The following is a 24,708-nucleotide window of genomic DNA, read 5'->3' as shown; positions in this document are numbered from 1 at the left end:
TCAGATGGTGGCCAGGATGGTGGTCAGCAGGATCTTCCTGACATCCTCCTGGGGAAGGTCGATCGTCTTGACCACCCCGTACTGCAGCGACCCCAGCAGGGCCCAGGCCCAGACCCGGCGGTCGGGATCGGGGTCGGGTCCGGCCAGCCGGTGGTAGATCTCGTCACGGAAGGCACGGATGATCTCGCCGGGGGAGCCGGGTGGCGCGTCGTCGGCGCCGCCGAGGTCCTCCATGATCAGCCGGATGATCGCCCGGTACCTGACCACGAAGGTCACCAGGGCCTCGACGAAGGCGCGGTCGTCGTCGAAGTCGCTCTCGATCAGGACCATGATGTCCTCGGCGGCGGGGGCGAGCAGTTCGGCGGCCAGCCGGTCCTTGGGGTGGAAGTGGTAGGCGACGGCGGTCTTCGTCAGGCCGACGGCCGCGGCGATGTCGGCCAGCGAGGTCGCCGCATAGCCGCGCTCGGCGAACAGTCGGCGAGCGGCGTCGAGGATCCGGCCGCGCGTGTCGTGTCCATGCTCAAGTGTGGTCATCGTCTCAATCCCACGCTATTGGGGGCGTTTCCCAATTTGCGCGCCTACTCTCGTATCGTAGGTTCTGTACGGCCGTACAGTACGGCGTTTCAGGCACATTTCAGACTTTAATAGGGCGGTCACCGAATGTCTGGTTTGCTGGGGCGGCTGGGGAGTTGGTGCGCGCGGCATGGCAAGGCGGTGCTGGCGCTGTGGGTCGTCGCCGCGGCAGTGCTGATGGCGGGCTCGGTGCTGTTCCCCGGACCGGCCACCAACGACACCAGCCTCCCCGGCACCGACGCCCAGCGGGCGATGGACCTGCTGAAGGACGGTTTCGGCCCCGGTTACGAGATGGGCGGTTCGGTCCAGCTCGTCCTCTACTCTCCCGACGGCTCCCTGCTCGCCGAGCCGAGGAAGAGCGCGGTGGAACGTGCCGCGGCGCAGATCCGCAAGGTCCCGCACGTGGTGGAGGTGACCCCTCCCTCCCGGACGGGCGGGATCGCGCCCAGCCTGGAGATCGGTTTCATCGCGGTCAAGCTTGAGGGGCACGACACCACCAAGACGGCCGAGACCGCCAAGCTCCTCGTCGAGGCGGCCGAGCCCGCGCGGGCGGCGGGCCTGGAGGTCGTGCCCGCCGGCTCGTCGAGCCCGGCGAACAAGGAGATCAAGACCGGGACGAGCGAGATCATCGGAGTGGTCTGCGCGCTGCTGGTCCTGCTGTTCGCGTTCGGCACCCTGGTCGCCGCGATGATTCCGATCTTCGTCGCACTGGTCAGCATCGCGACCGGGCTCGGCACGATCGGCCTGCTCGGCCATCTGGTGGACGTGCCCAAGCAGGCGCCGATCCTGGCGACGATGATCGGCCTCGGCGTCGGTATCGACTACGCGCTCTTCCTGCTGAGCAGGCACCGCAAGCTGCTGGCGGACGGCGTCCCGACCCAGGAGGCGATCCGCCGGGTGGTCGCCGGCTCCGGCGGTGCGGTGGTGTTCGCCGGCGGCACGGTGATCATCGCGCTCAGCGCGCTCCTGCTCGCCGACTTCCCCATGCTGCAGACGCTCGGCTGGATCACCGGCATCTCGGTGGTCTGCGCGGTGCTCACCGCCGTCACGCTGGTGCCCGCGCTGCTCGGGATGCTCGGGCACCGGGTCAACGCGTTCCGCCTGCCGTTCATGGGGCGCCGGGGCAGCCACGGCTCCTCCGGCTGGGGCTCGCTGGGCAACTGGGTGGCCAGGCGTCCCTGGAGCGTGCTCGCGCTCAGCCTCGTGCTCCTGGGAGCGCTCGCCGCCCCCGCCCTGGGACTCAAGCTGGGCACGCTCGACAACGGCTACGGCGACCGCGGCACCGACGCGCGGCGCTCCTACGAACTGCTGCAGGCCGGTTTCGGGCCCGGCATGAACGGCCCGCTCGTCGTGGTGGCGGATCTGGAGACCCCGGTCGTCGACGACAAGCCCGTCCCGGCCGTATTGCAGAACCTGAAGGACAGCGTCGCGGACGTCGAAGGGATGGCCCACGTCGGTGACCCGGTTCTCAACGAGCGCGGCACGGCGGCCCTGGTCCAGGCGATCCCCGACTACGCCCCCAGCGACCCCCGGGCGCTGGAGGTGGTCAAGGCGGTCCGCGCGATCGAGCTCGACGGAGCGAAGGTGCACGTGGGCGGTGAGGTCGCGGGCATGGCCGACGCCAATTCCAAGATCGCCGCACGCACCCCGCTGGTCGTCGGCGTCGTGGTCCTGCTGAGCGCACTGCTGCTGCTCCTGGCGTTCCGTTCGCCGGTCGTCGCGATCAAGGCCGCGGTGATGAACCTGATCTCGCTCGGGGCCGCGTTCGGCGCGCTCTCGCTGGTCTTCTCCCTGGGCCTGGGCAGCGGACTGGTCGGCATGGACCCGCCGGTCAATGTGGACGCCTCCTATCTGAGCACGCTCTTCTTCACGGTGCCGATCGACAGCTACATCCCGCTGATGCTGTTCGCGATCCTGTTCGGCCTGTCGATGGACTACGAGGTCTTCCTGCTCACCGCCGTGCGGCAGGCGTACCTGAGGCACGGCGACAACCGCAGGGCGGTGGCCGAGGGGCTGGGGTCGACCGGCCGGGTGATCACTTCCGCCGCTCTGATCATGGTCTCGGTCTTCGTCGCGTTCGTCGCCTACCCCGACCCGATGGTAAAGATCTTCGGTGTCGGCCTGGCGGTGGCCATCGCGGTGGACGCCACGGTCATCAGGGGCCTGCTGGTCCCGGCGACCATGGTCCTGCTCGGCAGGTTCAACTGGTGGTGCCCCGCCTGGCTGGACCGTCTGCTGCCGAACCTCTCCATCGAGGGTCAGGAGGAGGACGAGGAGGACGAGGAGCCGAGCAGGGAACTCGTCGGCGCCGGTCGCGGCTGAGCCGCGGCGGCGGCCGGGGGGATCGTGCACGAGGGCGGCGCGGTCAGTCGAAGACGATGACGCTGCGGGCCACCGCCCCCTCGCGGACGTGCCGGATCGCCTCGTTGATCTCCTCCAGCGGGAGGCGCTCGCTGACCAGGCGGTCGAGGTCGAGACGGCCGCGCAGGTACTGCTCGGCGAGCATGGGCAGGTCCCTGATCGGGGCGGCGTCGCCGCCCTGGGTGCCCATCAGGCGTCTGGAGGCGAACAGCAGGCTCGGCTCGACGCTGAGCGGTTCGCCCTGCGGCGGGCTGCCGACCATCACCGTCGTGCCACCGGGCTGGGTGGAGGCGAGGGCGGCGCCGAGCACGCCGGCCACGCCGGTCACGTCGAAGGCGTAGTCCACGCCGCCCCTGACGATCTCGCCCACCTGCTTGGGCAGGTCGGTGACGAGGATCGTGTGGGTGGCGCCGAACTCCTCGGCCAGCTTCAGCTTCTGTTCGGCCACGTCCGCGGCGACGACGGTGGTGGCCCCGGCCAGCACGGCGCCCTGGACGACGTTCAGCCCGACCCCGCCGCAGCCGACCACCAGCACGCTGGAGCCGGGGGTGACCCGCGCGACGTTCAGCACCGCGCCGACGCCGGTGATCACCCCGCAGGCCAGCAGGCACATGGTGTCGAACGGCGCGTCCTCTGCGATCCTCACGCACATCGCCTCGTTGACCACGGCGTACTCGGCGAACGAGCCGATGCCGATCATCGTCCTGGCGCCGTCGCCGTCCACGGTGATCCGGGTGCCGCCGTCGCGCATCGTGCCCATGATGGCCGCCATCCTGGCGGGGCCGCCGCACAGGTGGAACCGGCCGGCGCCGCAGTTGCGGCAGCGCCCGCAGGCGCCGTTCATCGCGATGATCACATGGTCACCGGGTCTGACGCCGGTCACCCCGGCTCCGGTGCTCTCCACGATCCCGGCGCTCTCGTGGCCGAGTACGAAGGGGAGTCGTCGCACCACCGGGCTCTTGCCGTCCAGCGCCTTGATGTCGGACCCGCAGACGCCGGACGCCTTGATCCGTACCCGTACCTCGCCGGGTCCCGGATCGGCGATCTCGACATCACGTACCTCCAGCGCCGTGCCGAACCCGGTGAGTACGGCCGCACGCATCAACATGTCCGCTCCCGTCGAGCCGAGGGCCCCGTGCGCTCCGCGCGTTGGCCCGGAGCGGCATTATAAGCAAGCAATTGCTTGGTTATCTACCGTGCCGGGACGCCGCCGCCCGCCTCTTCCCGTCTTCCGGGGGGTGTGTGGCCCGTGTGGAGGGTGTGGTGATCTTCCATTGACACCCCCGGATGCCAAATCTACGCTGACGAAACCAAGCGAGCGCTAGGCCAAATTGTGTCGGGCGCGCGCCGCACGGCACGGCACGGCAGGGAGCGACCTATGAGACGGCAGGCAGTGCGACTCATCGGCCTGGTGGCCGCGGCGGCGCTCGCCGCAGGCGGCTGCGCGGCCGAGCAGAAGGCCGCGGGGGGCGGTGGCTCCGAGGGGGCGGCGGGAGTGACCGCCACGACGGTCAAGGTGGGCGGAGTGCTCACCAAGACCAGCGCGAGCGGCTACTCCACCAAGGACGCGGAGATCGGGGCCAGGGCCAGGTTCCAGCGCGCGAACGAGGCCGGTGGCGTGCACGGACGCACCATCGAGTTCATCGGGGCCGAGGACGACAACCAGGACGCGGCCAAGGGCGACGCGGCGGCCAAGAAGCTGGTTCAGAAGGACAGGGTGTTCGCACTGGTCCCCGTGCACGCGCCCAACTTCGGCGGCGCGACCTTCCTGGAGCAGCAGGGCGTGCCGTGGTTCGGCTGGGCCACCGGGCCGCAGTGGTGCGGCACGAAGACGGGCTTCGGCTACAACGGCTGCCTGGCGCCGCAGCCGGGCGCGGGCTCGCAGACCTGGTGGGGCAACCAGATGGCCGAGCTCATCGGCGGCTCGGCGGGCAAGAGCGTCTACGTCCAGACGAGTGACTCCAGCGGCAGCAAGTACGGGGGCAAGACCATCTCGCAGTCCTTCGAGGCCGCCGGCTTCGAGCTGGTCGGCCTCAACTCGGGTCTGCCCGCCGCGGCCCCGCCGCCCGACTGGCTCCCGTACGTCAACAAGATCATGACCTCCGACGACGGCGGGCCGCCGGACCTGGTGGTCTCGATCATCGCCGGCACCAAGTTCAACGTCGGCCTGTACGGCGCGCTGAAGAAGGCGGGCTACAAGGGGCTGATCTCCGACGCGACCAGCTACGACGCCGCGATCCTGGCGGACCCGGCGATCGCCCAGGCGCTCGAAGGCGTGATCGCGGCCCCCATGTTCGAGCCCTTCGAGTCGCAGGCCCCGGAGATCGCGCAGCTCAGGGCGGACGTGGAGAAGGCCGCACCGGGGACCCGGCTCACCCAGCATCTGGCCATCGGCTACTGGGCGGCCGACATCTTCCTCAAGATCCTGGAGCAGACCGGTAAGGAGCTGACCAGGGAGAGATTCCTGGCCGCGGCCAACGGCTCCTTCGACTACGAGAATCCTGGCTTCGGCCGGATCCGCTACCCCAAGGACCACACCGAGCCCAACGGCTGCGGCGCCCTGGTCAAGCTGGAGGGGGGCGCCTTCAAGGTGGCCAAGAACATGAAGTGCTTCGACAACGTCCCGCTGAGATAGCGGGCGCGGGCTTGCCGCTCACGCGTCTGGCGGGCCACGTGAGCGGCGAGCCGGGGGCACCCCCGCCATCCGGCCGTCGTCCTCTTCGGGGAGCGGCCCCGGCCCGCGCGAAGGCCGGCCTCACCGGTCCCGCAGGCGAACGGGTCACACCCGTGAGCAGTCAGCAACCAGGCGCGAAATTCCGGGGTGAAGGCCCTTATGTCCGAGCTTGTTGGTTACATTCTCAGCGGCCTCGTCACCGGAGCCGTCTTCGCGGTCATGGCCTCGGGGCTGACCCTGTCCTACGCGGCGACGGGCGTGTTCAACTTCGCTCACGGGGCCATCGGGTTCCTGGCCGCGCTGCTGTACTTCGAACTCAACGTGGGTCTCGGGCTGCCCGCCTGGGCGGCCGGGACGGTCGCGGTGGCGCTCTTCGCGCCGCTGCTCGGCTACCTGCTGCACAGGGTCATGTTCCGGGGCCTCGCCCAGGCGGGGGAGACGGCGCAGATCGTCGGGACCATCGGCCTGACGATCGCGCTCCCGGCGCTCGGGCTGCTGGTCGTCGACCTGGTCGCCGAGCCGCTCGGGCTGCCACGTGCCGACGCGACCTCGCTGCCGCGCGGCCTGGGCCCCTACCCGGCGGTCACTTACGCCTTCGGCGGCGTCCATCTCGATTCCGACCAGCTCATCACCTTCGCCTTCGCGGTACTGGCCGCCGCGGGGCTGTGGGTCTTCATGCGGCACACGCCGTACGGCCTGAGGATGCGCGCCTCGGTGGACTGTCGCGGGCTGGCCACCCTGCGCGGGATAGACGTCGACGCCTCCTCGGCCATGGCCTGGACGCTCAGCTCGACACTCGCCGGGCTCGCCGGGGTGCTGGCGGTCTCGACCCTGGGCCTGGACTCCACCGCGTTCACCGTGATGCTGTTCGTCTCGGCGACGGCCGCGGTGTTCGGCCGGCTCAGGTCGATCCCGTGGACGTTCGCGGCCGGGCTCGGGCTCGGCGTGGTGCAGAACCTGGTCGCGGGGTACGCGGACTTCGCCGAGGACGTCACCGGACTGCGCACGGCGGTACCGGTGATCCTGCTGTTCGTCGGGCTGATCCTGCTCAACCGGTCCAGGGACCGCATCGCGGGGTCCGCCGCCGAGGACGCCCCGCCCCCCGACCACCTGGCCGACCTGCCGCCGTGGCGGCGGCGCCTGCCGTGGGCGCTCGGCCTGGTCGCGTTGCTGGCCTGGACCCTCACCCGCCCGGCCGACGACTTCTACGTGAGCGTGGTGGCCCAGGGGCTCGTCCTCGCGCTGATCTTCTGCTCGTTCGTGGTCGTCACCGGCATCGGCGGCATGGTCAACCTCGCGCAGGCGTCCTTCGCCTCGATGGCCGCGCTCACCTGCGGCTGGGCGTTCTCCTCCGGTCTGCCCCTGCCGGTGGCGATCCTGCTGGGGGTACTCGGTGCGACGGCGGTCGGCGTGCTCGTCGCGTTGCCCGCCCTCCGGCTGGGCGGCCGGATCCTCACCCTGGCCACGCTCGCCCTCGCCCTCCTCGCCGACCAGGTGCTCTTCCAGATCGACGAGTTCAGCAACGGCACGATCGGCTGGCCGCTGCCCGCCATCGGACTGGGGCTCGCCGACACCACCGACCCTCGGGTACGGGTCCTGCTGCTGCTGGCCCTGATCGGGCTGGTCGGGCTCCTGGTTCGGAACCTGGAGCGGTCGGCCTCGGGCCGGGCGGTCCTGGCCGTCCGCTCCGCGCCCGCCGCCGCGACCACCTCCGGCATCTCGGCGCCCCGCACCAAGATCATGCTCTTTGCCCTGGCCTCCGGGATCGCGGGGCTGGGCGGAGTGCTGTTCGCGATCTCCAAGGGGTCGGTGACGGCCACCGACCTGCCGGCCTTCTCGGGTTTCGTCTGGCTGGCCGTGGTGGTCCTGCAGGGCGTCCGCAGGATCGGCGGCGCGGTGCTCGGCGGGCTGATCGCCGCGATCTTCCCCGAGCTGCTGGCCGGGTGGCACGTCTCCGCGCACGTCGGGGCGATCCTCTTCGGGGCCGGCGGGATGATCCTGGCCAGGCATCCGGACGGGGTGCTCGCCCAGCTGGGCGAGGCCCGCCACCGCCGCCGCACCCGCGGCGACCGCGCCGCGGCCCTCCGGCGCGAGACACCCGCCCGCGAGGGGGGCGCTCCGGCGGTGAAGGCGACGAACGGGACCGGCCGCCCCACGGTCACCGCGCCGCCGCGGACACCGGCCGTCGAGGACGCGCTGTTCCGGCTGGAGGGCGTGGTCGCCGGGTACGGGGACGTCACGGTGCTGCGCGGGGTGGACCTCGCGGTACGGCCGGGAGAGGTGGTGGCGCTGCTCGGCGCGAACGGCGCGGGCAAGTCCACCACCTGCGCGGTCGCCGCGGGGGATCTCCGGGTGACGGCGGGGCGGGTGGTCCTGGACGGGACCGACGTGACCTCCTGGCCCGCCCACCGCCGCGCGCGGGAAGGCGTGCTGCTCGCACCCGAGGGGCGCGGTGTCTTCCCCGGGCTGACCGTGGACGAGAACCTGCGGACCTGGCTCGCCGATCCCGGTCCCGTCTACGAGCGGCTGCCGCAACTCGCCAGGCGCCGGGGGCTTGCCGCCGGGGCACTCTCCGGTGGCGAGCAGCAACTGCTCACCCTGGCTCCCGCCCTGGTCAGGCCGCCTCGGGTACTGATCGCCGACGAACCCTCGCTCGGCCTGGCGCCGCTCGTCGTCGAGCAGCTCTTCGAGGTCTTCGCCGAGCTGCGCGAGCGCGGCGTCGCGCTGCTCCTGGTGGAGGAGAAGGCCACCTCGGTGCTCGAACTCGCCGACACCGTCGCGTTCATGCGCCTGGGCAGGGTCACCTGGACCGGCCCCCGGGCCGAGGTGGACGACGCCAGGCTCACCGCCGCCTATCTGGGGGTGTCGTGACATGGGAGACGGAGTGGTGATGAGCGCGGCGTTGCGGGTCGAGGCCGTATCGGTCTCCTTCGGGGGCGTCCACGCGCTCACCGACGTCTCCTTCGAGGTGCCGGCGGGCCAGGTCTGCGGGGTGATCGGGCCCAACGGGGCGGGTAAGACCACGCTGTTCGACGTGATCTCCGGACTGCGCCGGCCGACCTCGGGCTCCGTCTCGGTGACGGGCCGCGAGAGCACGGGGACTTCGGCGGTGCGGCGGGCGCGTGCCGGGCTGCGCCGCACCTTCCAGCGGACCCAGGTGTTCGGCCGGCTGACCGTGGCGGACAACGTGCTGGCCGCGATGGAGTGGAGAGGCGGGGGAGGCGGGCTCCCTGCCGACCTGGTCGGCTGGCGGGGACGCCGGAGGCTGGAGCGGGCACGAGGGGAGCGGGTGGACGAGGTACTGGAGCTCTGCGGGCTGAACGGGCTGCGCGACGCCTACGCGGCGGCACTGCCCGCCGGGGCGCGACGCCTGGTCGAGCTGGCCCGCGCCCTCGCGGACGCGCCGTCCCTGCTGCTGCTCGACGAGCCCACGTCCGGTCTCGACGCCGACCAGACCGCTCGCATCGAGGAGGTCATCGGGGCGTTGGAGACGACGATCCTGCTGGTGGAACATGACATGGGATTCGTGATGGGCACCTGCGACCGTCTCGTCGTCCTCGACCTCGGCCACGTCATCGCCTCGGGCGCCCCCGCCGAGATCCGCGAGGATCCCGTGGTCCGTGCCGCCTACCTCGGCTGACAGTGAGGATGCGGATGAACGTCCGGCCGACCGCGGCGCCTTCGACGGGATCCGCCGGCCTCGGCCGGGAGGTGTTCGTCCGCACTCGTCGGGCGCGGCGCGGGTGGGATTCCGGGGTGATCGGGGGCCGCGCGCCGCATCCGGATTCGGCACTCGCCGTTGTGGGCATATACTCACCCATACCTTGATCGCTTACCGGCGCGGGGCCGTCCCGCCCTTTTGCGCGCCGGGAGGGTTCCAGCACGTCGTCGGACGCTCCCGGCGATCTACCAGTGGCTTCCAAGTACTCCCCAAGTGGTCCCCGTCATGCTCTCGCCTCGGGAAGCAAGTTTTGGGGAGAGTACGAAGATGTGGGGAAGAATCAGCGCCGTCGCGGGCCTGGTGCTGGCGAGCACACTGGCACTGCCGGGTACAGCGGTGGCCAAACCCAAAGAGGTCGACGTCCCCGTCGGGACGTGGCTGGCCGCCAGGACGCACCCGTCCGTCCAGCTGACCTCGGTGTCCTACACGGCGGACGTGGCCGTGCCGACGCCCGAGGCGAACCTGGAGGCGATCAGGACCCTGACCCAGCAGGGGATCAACGCCGTGCAGAGCGGCAAGATCTCCTCCGACGAGAACAGCATCTACCGCTGGGTCGTGCAACAGATGGCCAAGGACCCGGGTCGCTACTTCTCGCCCGGCGGGCAGGAGCGGGTCGTCGAGGCGACGGCGGGCGGGCTGTGCACCGGCTGGTGGGTCACGCCGGACGGCTACATGGTGACCGCGGCGCACTGCGTCGGCCAGGAGGACACCGAGCTGGCCCAGACCTTCGCGGCCCAGGCGCTGACGAAGATCAATGAGAAGGACGCCGCGGACCTGGTCGCCAGCCTCGGCGACATCGCCTCCGACGAGGAGATCCTCCGGACCGCGACGAAGATCTTCCAGGTCTGGAACGCGGACAACATCAAGATCCGCAATGTCCAGAGCTCGCTTTCGCTGCTGCAGAGCCTGCCGGGCGGCGGTGTCGACAAGACCACCAAGACGGTGCCGATCGAGCTGGTCGCCAAGGGCACGGTCTACCCGGGCAAGGACGTCGCGATCCTCAAGGCCAACGGGCAGAACAACCTGCCGACCGTGCCGCTGGGCGAGGACTCGGACGTGCGCGTCGGCGACACCCTCTACATCAGCGGGTTCCCCGGCACCGTGACGCAGACCTCGATCTTCAACCTTGAGTCCAAGCTCGACCCGGCGTTCACCGAGGGCCCCTACAACGCCAGCCGCCAGACCCCCGAGGGGGTGCCGTACATCCAGACCCAGGCGCCCTCCTATCCGGGCAACTCCGGCGGTCCGGTGTTCAGCAAGGACGGCAAGGTCATCGGCATCCTGGTCGGCGGCCTGATCCAGCAGGACGGCGGTTCCACCGAGGGTGAGAGCTTCGTGCTGCCGGTCAGCATCGTCAAGGAGAAGCTGAACGAGAAGAACATCAAGCCGGCCGAGTCGACGACCACGAAGGCCTACAACGAGGCGCTCGACCTGTTCTTCCAGAACAGATATTCCGACGCGCTGCCCAAGTTCCGCGAGGTGCAGGCACTGCAGCCGAACCACCCGTACGTCGCCAAGTACATCAGCGACTCCCAGCAGGCCATCACCGCGGGCAAGGACGAGAGCGGCACCCCGATCCTGCCGTGGCTGCTCTGGGGCGGCGGCGGCCTGGTCGCCGCGTTCGTGATCGGCACGATCGTCGCGGTCGCCAGGGGCAAGCGCCGTAGCGGGGGACCGGCCTCCTTCCCGCCCGCTCCGTACGGGGGGCAGCCCGGCTACCCGGCGCAGTTGCAGGGCGGCCAGCCACCGTACGGCCAGCCGCAGTACGGCCAGCAGGGGCAGCCGTACGGTGCGCCGCAGCAGTACCAGCAGCGGCCGCCCTACCCGCTCCCGGCGGGGCAGGGGGAGACCCGGGCGGTCCGCCCGCAGTCGCCGTACGGCCAGCCGCAGCCCCAGCAGGGGGCTCAGGGACCCGGGGCGAACACCCGGATCGCAGGTCTGGAGGCGGAGCTGGAGCAGCTGCGCCGGAACATGGGGCAGCGCCCGCCCGAGCAGCGCTGAGTACGTCCGCCCGGGTGGAGCCGCATCCCTGGGGAGCGCCGGCGGCGCTCGCCCGGGCGGAATCGGGGTCACCTGCCCGAACGCGCCGGACGGTCGTCCGGCCAACGGCGTCCGGACAACGGCGTCCAGGCGGCGGCGTTCGGACGGGTGACGCCGGGCGATCACCCGAATGCCGCCCTTCGGGCGAGGGGCGGCGTTCGGGTGCCGAGGCCCGGAGCGGACCACCGCTCCGGGCCTTTCGCGGTACGGCCCGCTGTACGCCTACCCAAGCGTGCGCTAGGTTGGTGTAGTGGATCTGGACTTCACTCCCGCGGAGCGGGAATTCCGGGCCGAGGTGCGGGACTGGCTGGCCAGGCATGTCCCGGCCGCCCCGCTGCCCTCGATGGACACGAGGGAGGGCTTCGAGGCGCATCGCGAGTGGGAGCGCCTGCTCGCGGCCGACAGGCTGTCGGTGGTCTCCTGGCCCGTCGAGTACGGCGGGCGGGGGGCGAGCCTGGTCGAGTGGCTGATCTTCGAGGAGGAGTACTGGGCGGCGGGCGCCCCCGGCAGGGTCGGCCAGAACGGCATCTTCCTGCTGGCCCCCACGATCTTCTCGTACGGCACGGCGGAGCAGCGGGAGCGTTTCCTGCCCGCGATGGCCAGGGCCGACGAGGTCTGGGCGCAGGCCTGGTCCGAGCCCGAGGCGGGCAGTGACCTGGCCGCCCTGCGGTCCCGCGCGGAGCGGGTGGAGGGCGGCTGGCGGCTGTACGGGCAGAAGACCTGGAGCTCCCGGGCCTGCTACGCGGGCTGGGGCTTCGGCCTGTTCCGGACCGATCCCGCCTCGGCCAGGCACCGGGGCCTGACCTACTTCATGTTCCCGCTGGCCGATGTCACCGTACGGCCCATCGCCCAGCTCGACGGCGAGCACGGGTTCGCCGAACTGTTCTTCGACGGCGTCGAGGTCCCCGACGACCTGGTGCTCGGTGCCCCCGGCGAGGGCTGGCGGATCGCGATGGCGACCACCTCCTCGGAGCGGGGCCTCACCCTGCGCAGCCCCGGCCGGTTCACGGCCACGGCCGACCGGCTGGTCCGGCTGGCCCGCTCGGGTGGCGTCGATCCCGCCCTGGCCGATCAGGTCGCCCGCGCCTGGCTGGACGCCGAGGCCTACCGCCTGCACACCTTCGGCACCGCCCGCCGTCTGGCGGCCGGGGAGGAGATCGGCTCCGCCTCCAGCATGGGCAAGGTCTTCTGGTCCGAACTGGACGTGCGCATGCACACCCTCGCCCTGCGGCTACTCGGCGAGCGCGGCCTTCTGGACGGCGCTGCCCCCGAGGCCGAGGACGGCGGGCGCTGGCTGGACGGCTTCCTGTTCTCCCTGGCCGGACCGATCTACGCGGGCACCAACGAGATCCAGCGCAACATCATCGCCGAACGCGTCCTGGGGCTTCCACGATGAACTTCGCCTTCACCGATGACCAGCTCGCACTGGCCGCCACGGTCAGGGAGGTACTCGCCGCGCACTGCCCGGCTCGGGCCGCGCGGACGGAGCGGACCCCCGCCTGGTCACGACTCGCCGAGATCGGACTGTTCGGGCTGCTGGTCCCCGAGGAACACGACGGCCTCGGGCTGGGACTCCTCGACGCGGTGCTCGCCTTCGAGGAGACGGGCAGGGTCGCGCTCCCCGGCCCGGTGGCCGAGACGGCGGTGGCGGCCCCCGTGCTGCTGGCCGGCGACCCGGTGCTGGGCAAGCTCGCCGCGGGCTCGCTGCGGGTGAGCGTGCGCATCGGCGACCAGGTCTACTCTCCCGACGCGGACCTGGCGGACCTGCTGGTCGTCGAGCGCGACGGTGTCCCGTACGCGGTGACGCCGGGGCGGGCGCGGCTCACGCCCCAGCCGGGGGTCGATCGGAGCAGAAGGCTGTTCGCGGTGGACTTCGACGCGGAATCCGGTGTGGGGTCCGACGGTGTGACCCGGCTCACGGCCCCGGTGGCCCCCGCGGTCCGCGCGGTCACCGTGGCGGTCGCCGCCCAGCTGGTCGGGGCGGCCAGGCATCTGCTGGAGACGAGCGTCGGCCACGCGCTGACCCGCAGGCAGTTCGGTGTCCGGATCGGGTCCTTCCAGGCGGTCAAGCACCTGCTCGCCGACGTGGCGGTGGCCGTCGAGTTCGCCGCGCCGCTGGTCTACGCCGCGGCCTTCGCGGTGGACAGGGAGCTGCCGACCGCCGGCCGGGACGTCGCCGCGGCCAAGGCCGCCGCGGGAGAGGCCGCCGAGCTGGCCGCCAGGACCGCGCTTCAGGTGCACGGCGCGATCGGCTACACCGAGGAGCTCGACCTGCACCTGTGGCTCGCCCGGGTGTGGTCCCTCTCCGCCGCCTACGGCGGCATCGCTCTGCACCGCTCCCGGCTGAGAGCCGAGATCCTCGGTTCCGCCGGACCGGTGAGGTGGCCGTGAGCAGGGAAGTCCCGGCCGGTCACGGGCGGCGCCGGTCACCCGGGAGCGCGCCTCCCCCACGGCCACCGAGGGAGGCGTCGTGAGGTTCGGGGTCCCGCTGGGGCTGATCCATCCGGACGCGTGGCGGGACGTCGCGGTCGCCGCCGACGAACTGGGGTTCGAGTCGGTCTGGCTGCCCGAGCACCTGGTGTTCACCACCGACCTGTCGCTGGCCGTCTATCCGGGAACCGACAGGCCTGGCATCTCCCCGGCCACCCCGCTCTTCGACGCCCCCGCCTACCTGTGCTGGCTGGCCGGGCTGACCTCGCGGATACGGCTCGGCACCGCCGTGCACCTCTACGCGCTGCGGCATCCCTTCGCCGCCGCCCGCGCCTTCGCCACCCTGGACAGGGTCTCGGGAGGGCGGGCGATCTGCGGGGTCGGCGCCGGTTGGTACGAGGGGGAGTGGCTGGCGGCCGGGGTGGACTTCGCGACCCGGGGCCCGCGCCTGGACGAGGCGATCGAGGTGACCCGGCGGCTCTGGTCCGAGCCGGTCGTCGCGCACTCGGGACGCTTCTACCACTTCCCCGAGGTCGCGTTCGAGCCCAAACCGGTCCAGGAGCGGCTGCCGATCCTCGCCGGGGGCGAGTCGGGCGCGGCCCTGCGGCGGGCCGCCCGGCTCTGCGACGGCTGGATCAGCATGCCGCACTCCCTGGAGACGATCCGCCCGCAGCTCGACAGGCTCGCCGCGCTCCGCGACGACCGCCCCTTCTCGGTCACCGCGCACGCCTACGAGCTCGGCGGTCCCGCCGAGATCCCGCGCTGGGAGAGGCTCGGCGTGGACCGCATGATCGTCCGCCCCTGGCGACGTAGCCGCGACGCCGTGGCCGCGCTGGCCGCCTTCGCCGCCGACCATCTCTAGACCCATCGGGTCCCTAGGCCGGCACCCCTGTCCTGCGGCGGCGTCCCCGGTAGCCGCTGTGCACCAGGACGTCGCCTGGTTCGGCGGGTGAGGTGAGGGGGCCGGCCAGGGTGGCGGTCCCGCCCTGGCCGCTCCGGGCGCTCCGGACCACGGGGAGAGAGGCGGAGACGGTGGCCGTTCTCGGGCCGGTGGCCAGGTGCGCGGGCATGGTGGAGCGGGCGGGACGGGCGGAGTGGGCCGGGGTGGCCGGGATGGTGGTGGTGATCACGGAGTCGGCCCGGCGGTGGCGGCGGCCCCGCAGCGGGGCGTCCTGCACGAAGGTGGACGACTCCACCACGGGACGCTCGTGCAACCGACGCCTGCCCCGGTAGGGCGCGCTGGAACGGCCGGCGGCGCCGGTCCGGGCGGGGGTAGCGGTCCGCCCTGGGGCGCGGCGGCGGCCCGGAGCCCTGCGGGACGGGGTGACCGGCGCGGTGCGCTCGGCGGCAGGCGCGAGCCGTACCCTCGACTGCTTGGCCCTGGCGTGCGCGATGATCGCCGCCGCGGCGAGCAGCACCGGCGCGAGCACGGCGGGGCTGCCGAGCTCCGGGGGATGCACGGTGAGGTCACGGACGGTGGCGGTCGGCGAGACGGCGAGCGCGCTGGTGTCGGCGGTGGCGGGCTTGGCGTGCTTGCCCGGCGAGGTACGGGGCCGGGCCTGACCGGGCGTTCCGGCGGCCGCCCGGTCACCGTCCGAGGTGTTCGCGGTGCCGCTCTGCCGCGACGCGGCGGCCCCGTCGCCGTTCCCCGATATGGTCCTGCCGTCGTTTCCCGAGGCGGTCTCGCCGCGGCTCCCCGAGGTGGACTCCCGGCCGTTTCCGGCGGTCGGCCCGGTGGCGTGCCCGGGGGTCTGCCCGGTCTTGCCGGGGCCCGCGGACGCCGGGGTCTTTCTCGCGGGGACGGGGACGGGGGCGGGGACCAGGTCGAGCAGGTCGGGCCCCGGATCGATCGCCACCAGGTTTCCCCCGCCGCCCCCACCCCCGCCGCTCGCGGTGGCGGCGGCGGGATCGAGAACCGTCTGCTTCTCGGTGGCCTCCCGGTCCAGCCGGGCCTTGATCTTCTCCGGGTACCCGTAGCCGACGACCTTGCCGGTGTCGCGCTCCTTGCGCTTGGCGATCCCCCCGTCGATGTTGCCCTCGATCGTGTGGATCCTGTTCCCCTCGACCCGGGTGACGATCCCCACGTGGTCGATGCCGTCGATCCTCTTCGAACCGCTCCAGTCGAAGAAGACGATGGCTCCGGGCTTGGGAGTGGTGCCCCAGGCGTCCTGCTGGCGGAACCACCGGGCGTGGTAGACGGTGTAGGCGAACTGGCCGATCCACTCCTCGTAGCCCAGCTCGGCGGCCGCCCAGGAGAGGTACATGTCGCACCAGGGGGCGGCGGTGTAGTCGGCGTCGAACTCGACGGTCCTGCCGTACCAGTCGCCGAACTTGGTGTAGCCGCCGCTCTTCTCGGAGTATCCGAGCTGGCTCTCCAGCAGCTTGATGAACTTCTGCATCTCAGGGGTCATATGAGGTTTCAGGGGGACCCCCGGCGGCCATGCGGGCATGGTCGCTCCGCCTTGCGACCTGGCTGCCGGGAGACGGGGTTGAGCGACGGCGCGTTCACGCGAGCTTCCCGGGGGACGGGCGAGACGCGTGCGGCGGCACCACTGGCCGGTTGTCTTCCGTGACGAGGGAGGTTACCCGGCCTCAAGGATAGGTCACGACAGTCTAAAGCGCGCGCAAAGTCACTCGACGTCGTATACCTAGACAAAAGGCGACGTCAGGGGGCTTTCATGCGATCTTTCGCGGGTAAACCGTCTGGCGAAAAGATCTACGGGGCGTCCGCAACCGGCGCCGGGAGCGCCTGTCTCCGTGCGGATCGGCCCCGTTGACCATCCTCCCTGCCGAGGGCCGACCTCTTTACCATCGGCGAAATGGGTATGGATATGGGTATTTATCCCGATATGACGGGATCGGCGCTGAGGGATGCTCGTCACATCGAAGGCTCAACTGCAACCAATGAAGGATCAAAGGTACGAGCCATGTGTCAGCATCAACCGCGATGTCCTCTCGCAAGCGCCCCCGATCACGAAGCCGCGTCCCTCGTGGCCTTCCACCCCGAGCAGGGGTGGGGTCTGCTCTGCAACGGCGTCGTGGTCTTCGATGACACCGGGGCGCTCCTGCCGGACGGGCGGAGCACCCCCGTCCACGACATGCCCGCTCACCGCGTTCCGATGAGGCAGGCGGCATGAGTCCGGTCCGCGTTCCCACCGACCAGGGACCGGGGACGCCACTCCAGCAGGTCACCCAGCCGTGGCCGGTCGCCTTCGGCGACGACCACGTGTGCGGGCCGCACCCGGTCGAGGTGGCGCCCATGGCCCCCCTCCCCGAGGGGCCGGACGCGAAGGAGACGTCGTTCTCCTTCACGCCCGAGTCGTCGTCCGTGCCCCGGGCCCGCCGGATGACCCGCGCCTGCCTGGCGGACTGGGGCCTGCGGGAGGAGCACAGCACGGTCGCCGAGCTGCTCGTCAGCGAGCTGGTCACCAACGCGCTGCACCACTCGCGGGGGACCATCAGGCTCGCCCTCTCCTTCGAGGACGGCCTGCTGCGCTGCGAGGTCGAGGACGCGGACACGGACCCCTCCCCGATCCGGGTGTACCAGGCGCGCGAGGACGACGAGCGGGGCCGCGGGCTGTACCTGATCGACCTGCTCTCCTGCTGCTGGGGTAGCGACCGCACCTGTGACGGCAAGGCCGTCTGGTTCGAGCTCCCCGCGCACGCCGCCGCCGAGCGCTGACCGCGGGCCCGCCGTACGCGCCGGTCGCCCCCGCCGGGAGCCGAACCCACATACCACCTCCGAAGAGCGGAGGGCGAGTCCCCCGACTCGCCCTCCGCCCTCCGCCGGAGCCGACGAGATCGCCGCACTCGTCGGCTCCGGCGTCCCCCTCCGCCCGTCAGGTGCCGGGAGGGTGGCTTCCGTCCGTGTCGCGGTTGCGCTCGCCGATCCAGACGGCGATCTGGGCCCGGGAGTGGAAGCCCAGTTTGGTCATGATGTGTTCGATGTGCCCCTCCGCGGTGCGCTGGGCGATCGTCAACGAGGCCGCGATCTCCTTGTTGCTCAGTCCCCGGGCGACGAGCTGGGCGATCTCGGTCTCCCTGCGGGTCAGCGGGGACGGCGACGGCGACGGCTCGGCCCTGCCGGGATGCCTGCCGGGGCGGGTGCCCTCGTCCAGGGCGAAGGCCAGCGCCTCGTCGCAGGGCAGCTTCGCGCCCCGCCTGACGGTCGTGTCGAAGGCCGCCTTCCCGAGGGCCTCACGCGTACGTGCCTCGCACTCGTCGTGGTAGTGCATGAGGTGTCCGAACCCGGACATCGGTGCCCCGACCGCCTGCCAGATCGGCTCCAGGATCCCCAGCAGTACGGCCGCCCGCCGGTGGTCTCCCTCCGCGGCGGCGATCCAGGCCAGCACCTCCAGGTTGACGCCGATGCCCAGCAGATCGTCGAGCGAGCGGTTGAACCTCAGGCTCTCCTTCTCCAGCTCGATCGCGCGCCGGACGTCGCCCCGGGACCAGACCCCGATGCCGAGCGCCATCATCGCGTAGGCCCGGTGCCAGCCCTCCCCGTGGGCTTCGCAGAGCGCGAGGCACTCCTCGCCCGCGGAGACGGAACTCTCCCAGTCGCCCAGGAAGGAGTGGGCGAGGCAGAGCCGGATGAGCGTCAGGGCCAGGCCCGTCGGGTCGTCGTCGGCCCGGTGACGTGCCGCCGCCTCCCGGTAGAGCTCGATCGCGGCTCCGATGTCCCCCCGGAACATGGCGATCATCCCCGAGTAGAGCGCGACATAGCCCAGGATCGGCTCGTGTCCGGGCCGGTCTCCCAGCGCCCGGGCCTCCTCCAGCATCGCCGCGGCGGCGGTGACGTCGGCCTGGATGATGGCCAGCCAGCTGTCGGACCACAGCGCGCGGCCCCGGATCTCGTCGGGCCCGGTGACGGCCGGCAGGCTCCGGTCCAGCCAGTGGCGTCCCTCGCTGAGATAGTGGCTCGTGATCCAGTGGTAGAGCAGGTCGGTGGCCATGCCCAGGGCGGTGTGGATCCCCTCGGGGTCGGTGAAGCAGTACTCCAGCGCGGTGCGCAGGTTGGCGTGTTCGAGATTCAACCTGCCGAACCAGGCCACCTGGAACGGGCCGAACCGCTGCGCGTACGCCTCCGCGGACAGCCGCCGGTAGTGGTCGCGGTGCAGCCGCCGGAGCGCGGTCTCCTGTCCCAGGTCCACGAGCCGCTCCCGGCCGTACTGCCGGATCGTCTCCAGCAGCCGGTAGCGGGTCACCGAGGGGGTGGCGGGGGAATCCTCCTTGATCAGGACGGACTTGCCCACCAGCCCGATCACCAGGTCGATCACCTCCTCGCGATCGATGCCGTCCCCCGAGCAGACCGCCTCGGCCGCCTCGAGGTCCAGGCCGTCGGCGAACACCGAGACGCGCGCCCACAGCAGCTGCTCCTTCTCCGTGCAGAGGGCGTAGCTCCAGTCGATCAGCGCGCGCAGTGTCTGCTGGCGGGGCAGCGTGGTGGGCGAACCACCGGTGAGCAGCCGGAACCGGTCGTCCAGCCTGGCCAGCAACTCCTCGGGAGAGAGCGCGCGCAACCGCGCGGCCGCCAGCTCGATCGCCAGCGGGATGCCGTCCAGCCTGCGGCAGATCTGCTCCACGGCGGGCCGGTTGGCCTCGGTGACCGTGAAATCCGGTAGGACGGCGCAGGCCCGCTCGGTGAACAGCCGTACCGCCTCGGACTGCGTGGCGGGCTCGGCGGGCAGCCTCGGACGGTCGGAGTCGGGTGCCGGCGGCGGCAACGGCAGCGTCGGCACGGCCAGTGTCTGCTCGGCGGCGATGCCCAGCGCCTGCCGGCTGGTGGTGAGGATCTGCAGGGCGGGGGCCGAGCGCACCAGGATCTCCACCAGCACGGCGCAGTCCCGCAGGAGGTGCTCGCAGTTGTCGAGGATCAGCAGCGCGTGCTTCTTCCTGAGGTGCTCGACGACCACCTCCACCGGAGGGCGGGTCGAGGTGTCCCTGATCGCCAGGGCCTCGCCCACCGATGTGCCGAGCAGTTCGGGGTCCTTCAGCCCGGCGAGCTCGACCAGCCACACCCCGTCGGGAAAGGCCCGCTGGACGTCGGCCGCGACGCGCAGGGCCAGCCGGGTCTTGCCTACGCCGCCGGGGCCGGTGAGGGTCACCACGCGGGCTCTGGACAGCAGGCGCTTGACCTCGGCCACCTCATGCCGACGTCCTACGAAACTGGTCACCTCGGGTGGCAGCCCCGGTGTCCGCCACCGTTTCGGGGTGGCCGGTGCCACCTCATCCATCAGCGCCTCACGCCGGCCTCGGCAGGTGAACCGTCACAGGTTCGGGTCCGGCCGGCACCATCCACACTATGCGCAGGGGGGGTCGCCCCCGTACGCGCCGTGACCGTGACCGGATGGGCGCCGGTGGATCAGTAGCCCGCGCCGGTCAGCAGGCCGCCGTCCACCGTGAACTCGCTGCCGGTGCAGTAGCTCGCCCGGTCGGAGGAGAGAAAGGCCACCACGTGGGACACCTCGACAGGCTTGGCGAAACGCTTGATGACCATGGACTTCATGAACGCCTCCGCGTCCACCTTGGCGATGATCTCCGGATCCAGCACCATGGAGGTGTTGATCGCGCCGGGGTGCACGGAGTTCACCCGGATCTTGAACTGGGCGAGTTCGCGGGCCGCGGCCTTGGTCACCCCGCGTACGCCGAACTTGGAGGCGGAGTAGGCGGACATGCCCTCGGCGCCGATGAAGCCCTCGACCGAGGAGATGTTCACGATCGAGCCCCGGCCGGCGGCCCTCATCGGCTCGATGACGGACTTGACGCCGAGCCAGGTGCCCTTGAGGTTGACGTCGAGGACGCGCTCGAATTCCTCCAGCGCCATATCCTCGATCCGACGAAATTTGAGGATTCCGGCGTTGTTGACCAGGACATCGAGCTTGCCGTAGGTGTCGACGGCGGCGCCGACCGCGCGCTCCCAGTCCTCGGGTCTGGTCACGTCCTGGTGGACGAAGAGCGCCCCGGTCTCCTCCGCGAGCGCCTTGCCCTCCTCGTCGAGCACGTCGCCGAAGACGACCCGCGCCCCCTCCTGCAGGAACAGCCGTACATGGGACTCGCCCATGCCCCTGGCGCCACCGGTGACCAGCGCGACCTTGCCGTCCAGAAGACCCATGTCAAGCTCCTCGGATGAAACGTGCGGCGGCGGCGACGGCCACGGCGGCCGCCTCCATCGAGCGGTAGACGGGGATTCCCGCACCGGCGGCGATCGCGCGGACCTCGTCCTCGACCCCGGGCGGCGCGCACTCGCCGTTCCTGGTGACCAGGGTGATCCTGGTTCCCGGCAGGTCCCGCTGCGCCCGGGCGAGGTTGTGCGCGTACGCGTAGAGCGGGTCGGCGGAGGTTCCGAAGGTGAAGAAGCTCTGCACGTTCACGTGCGCCACGACGTCGGGGTACGGCCGGCGCGCCACGATCGCCCCGATGACCTCCCTGACCAGTTCCGGCCGGCCTCGCGGACCCACCGGGACCTCCAGCGGATTGGCCGGAGAGGTACCGGCGGCCCCCGCGCCCAGGGCCTTCAGCACCTCCCGCGTCTCGTCGGGCAGCGCCGCCAGCGCCAGCCCCGCCGCGTCGAGGACGTCCGCCGCCAGCACGCTCGCTCCGCCGCTCGGGCCGATCACCAGTACGGCGGGAAGGCCGTCCCCGTCGCGGCCCGTCCGCGGCCCCCGCGCGGCCCCCGGAAGGGGTGGCCCCGCGACGGGGGGGATGATCCTGGAGGCGTGGGACTGGAAGAAGGACAGGGCGCCGATCAGGTCGTCCTGGCTGCCGACCAGGACGGCGCCGGTCTGGTCGGCCAGGGCCCGCCAGACGCGGCCGTCACCGACCATGCCGCCGGTGTGCGAGGCGGCCGCCCTGCGCCCCTGGCCGCTCCGGCCGCCCACCAGCAGGACGACCGGGAGCCGTCCGCGTACGGCCATCAGGGCCTCGAAGAGGGCGTGGCCGTCCCGGGGGTCCTCCAGGTACATGCCGACGACCGAGGTGTGCTCGTCACCGCCGAGCCAGCCGAGCAACTCGGCGGGGGTCACGTCGGCGGAGTTGCCGACCGTGGCCACGCGGCTGAACGCCAGCCCGCGCCGCTCGCCCACCCTGACCACCTCTCCGGCCAGGCCGCCGCTCTGCGAGATCAGCGCCACGTGACCCGGAGGCCCCGGCTCGCCGCCGATGAAGGTCTGCCCGCCGCGCGGGCTGTAGACGCCCATGCAGTTCGGCCCGAGCAGCCGGGCCCCCGCCTCCCGTGCCGCCCTGACCAGGTCGGTCTCCAGCCCGGCGGCTCCGGCCTCGCCGAACCCGCCGCTCATCACCTGGACGAACGAGACGCCCTTCGCCTGGCGTACGACCTCCGCGCAGCGGTCGGCCGGTACGGCGACCAGCGCGTAGTCGGCGTCCGCCTCCGCGAGGGACGGCACCGTGGGCACACCGTTGATCTCGTCCGCCTCCGGGTGCACCGCGACCAGCGGCACGCCGGTGGCCTTGTAGAACTCCAGGAACATGTTCCCGAAGTTCGGCCTGCTCGCGGACGCGCCCACCACGGCCACCGCCCTGGGCTCGAACAGCGCGGTGAAGTCCTGCCCGGACCCGTCCCGTCCCGGGGTTCCCGGCCCCGGCCCGGTGGGCTCCGCCGTGCCGGGAAGGTAGCGCGCGTCCACCGCGACCACGCCCTCCTCGGTGGCGATCACCGGGTTGAGTTCGAACTCGCCGAGATCCAGCCGTTCCCACAGCCCTTCGGACCCGCCGATCGCGAGCAGCAGCCCGACCAGGGCCTCCGAGTCCACGGCGGGCCGGCCGCGGTGGCCGTGCAGCAGCGGCGCGCCGCGCAGCGAGGCGAGCATCCGCCGGGCGTCGGCCTCGGAGGCGGGGCAGAGGCAGAGCGCGGTGTCGCGCATGACCTCGGTCCACACGCCACCGAGCCCGGCGAGCAGGACGGGGCCGAACCCCGGGTCGCGCACCACGCCGATGATCAGTTCGACCCCCGGCGGAGCCTGCTCCTCCACCAGGAACCCGTCGGGGGCGATGCCCTGGGAGAGGAGTCCGGCCAGCATCTCGGCGGCGGCGGACTCCGCCTCGGCCGGTCCGGACAGCCCCAGCCGTACCGCCCCCGCGTCCGACTTGTGCACCAGGCCGGGGCCGTGGGCCTTGAGCACCAGGGGAGGCGCCAGTCCCCGGGCCGCCGCGGCGACCTCGGCGGGGGAGGTGGCCGTGGCGCCTCGAGGCACCGCCACCCCCCACTCCCGCAGCAGGGCCTTGACCTCGTGCTCCGCGAAGTGCGCGGGGGCGGGCTCCCGCGATGTCCCGGAGGGGCCGCCGACGGGTGCGGTCACGCCTCGTCCATCCGGCTCTGGTACCTCTCCCGGATCTCCCGCCTCAGCAGCTTGCCGGGTCCGCCGGAGGCGTCCTGGAAGTGCGGGAGTTCGGCGGCGACGACGACGTGGTCGGGGCGCTGGTGCGCGGGCAGTGTCTCGGCCAGGGCGAGGGCGATCTTGGCCGGGTCGGCCGGGTGGCCCGCCCTGGCCACCACGGCGAGCAGGACCCGCTGCTCGACCGCCTCCTGCCCCTCGGCCTGGGCGGGCACGCCGACCGCCCCGGCCTCCGCCACGCCGTCCAGCGCGACCGCGGCCTCCTCGATCACCGAGGGCTGGGACCAGACGCCGCCCTTGAACACGGACTCCTCGCGGCGGCCGAGCACCGTGAGGTTTCCGTCCTCCGACAGGACGCCCAGGTCGCCGCCGACGTACCACTCGCCGCGCAGCACCTCGGCGGTCTTCTCCGGCAGGCCGTCGTACCCGGTCATCCGGTGCGGCCCGGCGAGGTTGATCTCACCGACCTCGCCGGCCGGCCGGGCGCCCGAGGGGCCGGTGATCCGCACGGCGTTGCCGGTCCGCGCCCTGCCCGAGGAGCCGAGCGGCGTGCTGCCGTCGTCGACCCGGCCGAAGCAGGTGTAGGGGGCCTCCGTCTGGCCGTAGTAGCAGTAGACACCGGCGTCGGGCAGCCGCTTCTTCATCCTGGCCAGCAGGGCCGCGGGGAGCGGCTCACCGCCCAGCATGATGACCCGCAGGGACGACAGATCGGCGCCCGCGTGGTCGTCGGAGCCCAGCAGCGCCGCGTAGAAGGAGGGGATCTGCGAGACGTGGGTGACCTTCTCCCGGGGGACCACCCTCAGGAAGTTCGCCGGTCCCCAGTCCTGTTCGAGCACCAGCCGCATGCCCGCGTAGAGCGCCGGGCCGACGAGGGCGGGGAAGCCGATGCCCCAGATGATCGCCCCGGTGCCGAGCACCGAGTCCTCGGTGCGCGGCACGTCGAGCCAGATCTGCGCGGTGGCCAGCGACGAGGCGTGCGTGTGGACCACCGCCTTGGGCAGGCCCGTCGTCCCGGAGGTGTAGTAGAGCGCCAGCGGATCGTCCCAGCAGCCGCCGAGGGCGGGCTCGTCCTCGGCGGCGTCCGAGGTGAGCGCGTCCAGGTCCACGGCGTTCTCGCCGGGGCCGCCGACCCTGATCCAGCGGGTGATCTCCGGCAGCCGGGGGCGGATCTCCGCGACGGCGGCCTCCACCGTGGAGTCGTACACGAACGCGGTGGCGCCGGAGTGCGCGACGACCGCGGCCAGGGTGTCGGCGGGCCAGTACGGGTTGAGCGCCGCGGTGACGGCGCCGAGCTTCGCCGCGGCCAGGTAGACCTCGGCCACGTGCAGGGTCTCGTTGAGCAGCGCGGCCACCCGCTGCCCGGGGGCGACTCCGGCCTCCGCCAGCGCGTGGGCGCGCCTGTTGACGAGCCGGTCGAGTTCCGCGTAGGTGAAGCTCTGCTCACCGCAGTAGGTCAGCGCGACCCGGTCGGGGGTGCGCATGGCGTTGGCGGTGAGAATGGCGTGGGCGTAGTTGCCGTACGGGGTGCCTGCCGGGGTCGGGCGCGCCATCTCTGG

General features: G+C 72.1%; 17 protein-coding genes. 10 read left to right on the top strand and 7 right to left on the bottom strand.

Annotated elements, in window-relative coordinates:
• Positions 1 to 534 carry a TetR/AcrR family transcriptional regulator gene (locus tag ACFQVD_RS21205; protein ID WP_343966496.1) on the bottom strand — a complete coding sequence of 178 codons (534 nt, stop codon included), beginning with the start codon at positions 532 to 534 and terminating at the stop codon, positions 1 to 3.
• Positions 535 to 660: 126 nt separating this feature from the next.
• Here ACFQVD_RS21205 and ACFQVD_RS21200 point away from each other — a divergent pair, with 126 nt between their 5' ends.
• Positions 661 to 2,895 carry an MMPL family transporter gene (locus ACFQVD_RS21200; protein ID WP_343966494.1) on the top strand — a complete coding sequence of 745 codons (2,235 nt, stop codon included), beginning with the start codon at positions 661 to 663 and terminating at the stop codon, positions 2,893 to 2,895.
• Between the two features lie 43 nt (positions 2,896 to 2,938).
• Here the strand turns inward: ACFQVD_RS21200 and ACFQVD_RS21195 are convergent, their stop codons facing one another.
• A complete protein-coding gene (locus ACFQVD_RS21195; protein ID WP_343966492.1) occupies positions 2,939 to 4,042 on the bottom strand; it encodes an alcohol dehydrogenase catalytic domain-containing protein in 1,104 nt (367 codons plus the stop codon).
• A 270-nt stretch (positions 4,043 to 4,312) separates the two neighbouring features.
• Between ACFQVD_RS21195 and ACFQVD_RS21190 the strand changes: the two genes are divergently transcribed.
• The 7 genes from ACFQVD_RS21190 (at position 4,313) to ACFQVD_RS21160 (ending at position 14,661) form a co-directional block, all read left to right on the top strand.
• Positions 4,313 to 5,569, top strand: a complete 1,257-nt coding sequence (locus tag ACFQVD_RS21190) for an ABC transporter substrate-binding protein (RefSeq protein WP_343966489.1) — start codon at positions 4,313 to 4,315, stop codon at positions 5,567 to 5,569.
• Between the two features lie 198 nt (positions 5,570 to 5,767).
• On the top strand, positions 5,768 to 8,479 hold the full coding sequence (locus tag ACFQVD_RS21185) for an ABC transporter permease subunit (protein ID WP_343966487.1): 2,712 nt from the start codon (positions 5,768 to 5,770) through the stop codon (positions 8,477 to 8,479).
• Between the two features lies 1 nt (position 8,480).
• A complete protein-coding gene (locus tag ACFQVD_RS21180; protein ID WP_343966484.1) occupies positions 8,481 to 9,248 on the top strand; it encodes an ABC transporter ATP-binding protein in 768 nt (255 codons plus the stop codon).
• 348 nt (positions 9,249 to 9,596) lie between these two features.
• The gene (locus ACFQVD_RS21175; RefSeq protein WP_343966481.1) at positions 9,597 to 11,330 is read left to right on the top strand and encodes a serine protease; all 1,734 of its coding nucleotides are present in this window, start codon (positions 9,597 to 9,599) and stop codon (positions 11,328 to 11,330) included.
• Positions 11,331 to 11,619: 289 nt separating this feature from the next.
• The gene (locus tag ACFQVD_RS21170) at positions 11,620 to 12,765 is read left to right on the top strand and encodes an acyl-CoA dehydrogenase family protein (protein WP_343966477.1); all 1,146 of its coding nucleotides are present in this window, start codon (positions 11,620 to 11,622) and stop codon (positions 12,763 to 12,765) included.
• A complete protein-coding gene (locus ACFQVD_RS21165) occupies positions 12,762 to 13,760 on the top strand; it encodes an acyl-CoA dehydrogenase family protein (RefSeq protein ID WP_343966474.1) in 999 nt (332 codons plus the stop codon). Before ACFQVD_RS21170 ends, ACFQVD_RS21165 begins: the two co-directional genes overlap by 4 nt.
• A gap of 79 nt (positions 13,761 to 13,839) precedes the next feature.
• Entirely contained in the window at positions 13,840 to 14,661 is an 822-nt protein-coding gene (locus ACFQVD_RS21160) for a TIGR03619 family F420-dependent LLM class oxidoreductase (protein ID WP_343966470.1), read from the top strand.
• Positions 14,662 to 14,674: 13 nt separating this feature from the next.
• Here the strand turns inward: ACFQVD_RS21160 and ACFQVD_RS21155 are convergent, their stop codons facing one another.
• Entirely contained in the window at positions 14,675 to 16,198 is a 1,524-nt protein-coding gene (locus ACFQVD_RS21155) for a CHAP domain-containing protein (protein ID WP_386271836.1), read from the bottom strand.
• 528 nt (positions 16,199 to 16,726) lie between these two features.
• On the opposite strand from ACFQVD_RS21155, the gene ACFQVD_RS21150 reads away from it, so the two are divergent.
• Both ACFQVD_RS21150 and ACFQVD_RS21145 read left to right on the top strand, forming a co-directional pair.
• Positions 16,727 to 16,936 (top strand): DUF5999 family protein, encoded by a 210-nt coding sequence (locus tag ACFQVD_RS21150; RefSeq protein ID WP_343966462.1) that lies wholly within the window; start codon positions 16,727 to 16,729, stop codon positions 16,934 to 16,936.
• The gene (locus ACFQVD_RS21145) at positions 16,933 to 17,481 is read left to right on the top strand and encodes an ATP-binding protein (RefSeq protein ID WP_343966460.1); all 549 of its coding nucleotides are present in this window, start codon (positions 16,933 to 16,935) and stop codon (positions 17,479 to 17,481) included. Before ACFQVD_RS21150 ends, ACFQVD_RS21145 begins: the two co-directional genes overlap by 4 nt.
• Positions 17,482 to 17,638: 157 nt before the next feature.
• On the opposite strand, the gene ACFQVD_RS21140 is transcribed toward ACFQVD_RS21145, so the two are convergent.
• From ACFQVD_RS21140 to ACFQVD_RS21125, 4 genes are all read right to left on the bottom strand, one after another.
• Positions 17,639 to 20,035, bottom strand: coding sequence for an ATP-binding protein (locus ACFQVD_RS21140; protein ID WP_343966458.1), 2,397 nt, complete (start codon positions 20,033 to 20,035; stop codon positions 17,639 to 17,641).
• A 128-nt stretch (positions 20,036 to 20,163) separates the two neighbouring features.
• Positions 20,164 to 20,913 carry a glucose 1-dehydrogenase gene (locus tag ACFQVD_RS21135; protein WP_343966456.1) on the bottom strand — a complete coding sequence of 250 codons (750 nt, stop codon included), beginning with the start codon at positions 20,911 to 20,913 and terminating at the stop codon, positions 20,164 to 20,166.
• A 1-nt stretch (position 20,914) separates the two neighbouring features.
• The gene (locus ACFQVD_RS21130) at positions 20,915 to 23,116 is read right to left on the bottom strand and encodes an acetate--CoA ligase family protein (protein WP_343966454.1); all 2,202 of its coding nucleotides are present in this window, start codon (positions 23,114 to 23,116) and stop codon (positions 20,915 to 20,917) included.
• Entirely contained in the window at positions 23,113 to 24,702 is a 1,590-nt protein-coding gene (locus tag ACFQVD_RS21125) for a class I adenylate-forming enzyme family protein (RefSeq protein WP_343966451.1), read from the bottom strand. The genes ACFQVD_RS21130 and ACFQVD_RS21125 overlap by 4 nt, the downstream gene beginning before the upstream one ends.
• Positions 24,703 to 24,708 lie beyond the last annotated feature (6 nt).

Source organism: Streptosporangium amethystogenes subsp. fukuiense (assembly GCF_042665875.1).
Taxonomy (GTDB): Bacteria; Actinomycetota; Actinomycetes; order Streptosporangiales; family Streptosporangiaceae; genus Streptosporangium; species Streptosporangium fukuiense.
The sequence above is the reverse complement of the archived record's forward strand: the minus strand, read 5'-3'. Positions and strand labels throughout refer to the sequence as shown.

What these genes read in the sequence shown, in the direction of transcription:
- ACFQVD_RS21165 (WP_343966474.1), top strand. Translation starts at nt 12,762, where the DNA reads ATGAACTTCGCCTTCACCGATGACCAGCTCGCACTGGCCGCCACGGTC.
- ACFQVD_RS21180 (WP_343966484.1), top strand. Translation starts at nt 8,481, where the DNA reads ATGGGAGACGGAGTGGTGATGAGCGCGGCGTTGCGGGTCGAGGCCGTA.
- ACFQVD_RS21200 (WP_343966494.1), top strand. Translation starts at nt 661, where the DNA reads ATGTCTGGTTTGCTGGGGCGGCTGGGGAGTTGGTGCGCGCGGCATGGC.
- ACFQVD_RS21125 (WP_343966451.1), bottom strand. Translation starts at nt 24,702, where the DNA reads ATGGCGCGCCCGACCCCGGCAGGCACCCCGTACGGCAACTACGCCCAC.
- ACFQVD_RS21185 (WP_343966487.1), top strand. Translation starts at nt 5,768, where the DNA reads ATGTCCGAGCTTGTTGGTTACATTCTCAGCGGCCTCGTCACCGGAGCC.
- ACFQVD_RS21195 (WP_343966492.1), bottom strand. Translation starts at nt 4,042, where the DNA reads ATGTTGATGCGTGCGGCCGTACTCACCGGGTTCGGCACGGCGCTGGAG.
- ACFQVD_RS21145 (WP_343966460.1), top strand. Translation starts at nt 16,933, where the DNA reads ATGAGTCCGGTCCGCGTTCCCACCGACCAGGGACCGGGGACGCCACTC.
- ACFQVD_RS21155 (WP_386271836.1), bottom strand. Translation starts at nt 16,198, where the DNA reads ATGCAGAAGTTCATCAAGCTGCTGGAGAGCCAGCTCGGATACTCCGAG.
- ACFQVD_RS21140 (WP_343966458.1), bottom strand. Translation starts at nt 20,035, where the DNA reads ATGGATGAGGTGGCACCGGCCACCCCGAAACGGTGGCGGACACCGGGG.
- ACFQVD_RS21205 (WP_343966496.1), bottom strand. Translation starts at nt 534, where the DNA reads ATGACCACACTTGAGCATGGACACGACACGCGCGGCCGGATCCTCGAC.
- ACFQVD_RS21175 (WP_343966481.1), top strand. Translation starts at nt 9,597, where the DNA reads ATGTGGGGAAGAATCAGCGCCGTCGCGGGCCTGGTGCTGGCGAGCACA.
- ACFQVD_RS21150 (WP_343966462.1), top strand. Translation starts at nt 16,727, where the DNA reads ATGTGTCAGCATCAACCGCGATGTCCTCTCGCAAGCGCCCCCGATCAC.
- ACFQVD_RS21135 (WP_343966456.1), bottom strand. Translation starts at nt 20,913, where the DNA reads ATGGGTCTTCTGGACGGCAAGGTCGCGCTGGTCACCGGTGGCGCCAGG.
- ACFQVD_RS21190 (WP_343966489.1), top strand. Translation starts at nt 4,313, where the DNA reads ATGAGACGGCAGGCAGTGCGACTCATCGGCCTGGTGGCCGCGGCGGCG.